The 1,900-nt window shown below is 69.9% G+C and carries 3 protein-coding genes; all 3 read left to right on the top strand.

Features of this window, described 5'->3' with window-relative positions:
- Positions 1 to 42 precede the first annotated feature (42 nt).
- Positions 43 to 951 carry a hydroxymethylglutaryl-CoA lyase gene (locus VGF12_RS01655; RefSeq protein ID WP_331174307.1) on the top strand — a complete coding sequence of 303 codons (909 nt, stop codon included), beginning with the start codon at positions 43 to 45 and terminating at the stop codon, positions 949 to 951.
- Positions 952 to 956: 5 nt separating this feature from the next.
- On the top strand, positions 957 to 1,601 hold the full coding sequence (locus VGF12_RS01650; protein WP_066155438.1) for a LysE family transporter: 645 nt from the start codon (positions 957 to 959) through the stop codon (positions 1,599 to 1,601).
- 20 nt (positions 1,602 to 1,621) lie between these two features.
- Positions 1,622 to 1,900 (top strand): YbaK/EbsC family protein (locus tag VGF12_RS01645; protein WP_331174306.1); only part of this gene is annotated, 279 nt, incomplete at its 3' end.

Raw genomic sequence — 1,900 nt, 5'->3', positions numbered from 1 at the left:
CCCATCGCCGGCGTGGTTGACCGGCAGCGAGGATACTGAGCCATGAACTACCCCACCCGCGTCAAGCTCGTCGAGGTCGGCCCGCGCGACGGCCTGCAGAACGAGAAGCAGCCGGTGCCGGCGGCGGTCAAGATCGAGCTCGTGCACCGCCTGCAGGCTGCGGGCCTGAAGGAGATCGAGGTCACCAGTTACGTCAGTCCGAAGTGGGTGCCGCAGATGGCCGACAACCACGAGGTCATGGCGGGCATGACGCGCCAGGGCGGCGTGCGCTACTCGGTGCTCACGCCCAACCTCAAGGGCTACGAGGCAGCGGTGCTCGACAAGCCCGACGAGATCGTCGTCTTCGGCGCCGCCAGCGAGGCCTTCAGCCAGAAGAACATCAACTGCTCCATCGCCGAGAGCATCGAACGCTTTGCGCCCGTGGTCGCGGCGGCCAAGGCGGCCGGCATCGCGGTGCGCGGGGCGATGAGCTGCACCGTGGGCTGCCCTTATGAGGGCGACATTGCGCCCGAACGCGTGGCCTATCTCGCGGGCCTGATGAAGGGCATTGGCGTGGAGCGCGTGGACGTGGCCGACACCATCGGCGTGGGCACGCCGCTCAAGGTGCAGGCGGCCATCGAGGCCACGCAGCGGCACTTCCACATCGACCACATCAGCGGCCATTTCCACGACACCTACGGCCAGGCGCTGTCCAACACGCTGGCGGCGCTGGAGATGGGGGTCTGGAACTTCCAGTCGTCGGTCGCGGGGCTGGGCGGCTGCCCGTATGCCAAGGGCGCCACCGGCAACGTCGCGACCGAGGACGTGGTCTACCTGCTGCACGGCATGGGCATCGAGACGGGCATCGACCTCGACGCGCTGGTCGACGCCGGCCAGTTCATCAGCGAGCACCTGGGCCGCCCGAGCGGCTCGCGCGTGGCGCGGGCGCTGCTGGCCAAGAGGGCAGGGTGATCGCCATGGAGTTCAGCGTCTGGCTGGCGTTCTTCGCGGCGTCCTGGGTGATCGCCATTTCGCCGGGTTCCGGCGCGGTGCTGTCGATGAGCCATGGCCTGGCCTATGGCGTGCGCCAGACCAGCGCGACGATCGCCGGCCTGCAGCTGGGACTGGCGGTGATCCTGCTGATCGCCGGGGTGGGCGTGGGCGCGCTGCTGCTGGCCTCGGCGGCCGCGTTCACCGTGGTCAAGTTGGTGGGCGCGGCCTACCTGATCTACCTCGGCGTGAAGCAGTGGCGCGCGCCGGTCGCGCAGCAGGCCCCCGCCGCCGGCGAGGCGCTGGTGAAGCACGCCGGCCTGCCGTCGGTGCGCGAGCGGGTGCTGACCGGCTTCATGACCAATGTGACCAACCCCAAGGGCATCGTGTTCATGGTGGCGGTGCTGCCGCAGTTCATCGACCCGCAGCGGCCGCTGTGGCTGCAGCTGCTGATCCTGCTCGCCACCTCGGTGGGTGTGGACCTGATCGTGATGCACGGCTACGCTTTCCTGGCCTCGCGCGCGCAGCGCTGGCTGGCCACGGCGAAGGCGCGGCGCGCGCAGAACCGCGTGTTCGGCGGCGTGCTGATGGCCATGGGGGCGAGCCTGCTGCTGGTGCGCAAGGGCGGCTGAGCCCGCTACCATCGCGGGCCATGAACCTCTCTGCTTCCGTACCCCTTCCACCCGGCGTGCTGCGCGTGACCGAGGTGCTGGCCGCACTGGGCCATCCGCACGCGCCGGTGATGCTCGACGACGCGGCCCGCACCGCGCAGCAGGCCGCGGACGCACTGGGCATCCACGTCGGGCAGATCGCCAAGAGCATCATCTTCCGCCGCAAGTCGGACGATTCCGCCGTGCTCGTGATCGCCTCCGGCGACAGGCGCGTCGACGAGAAGAAGGTCGACGCCCTCGTCGGCAAGACCGGCCGCGCC

Source organism: Roseateles sp. (assembly GCF_036404855.1).
Classification (GTDB): domain Bacteria; phylum Pseudomonadota; class Gammaproteobacteria; order Burkholderiales; family Burkholderiaceae_C; genus Pelomonas.
The sequence above is the reverse complement of the archived record's forward strand: the minus strand, read 5'-3'. Positions and strand labels throughout refer to the sequence as shown.

Excerpts from the sequence above, each read along its gene's own strand:
- VGF12_RS01655 (WP_331174307.1), top strand. The coding sequence starts at position 43 with ATGAACTACCCCACCCGCGTCAAGCTCGTCGAGGTCGGCCCGCGCGAC.
- VGF12_RS01650 (WP_066155438.1), top strand. The coding sequence starts at position 957 with ATGGAGTTCAGCGTCTGGCTGGCGTTCTTCGCGGCGTCCTGGGTGATC.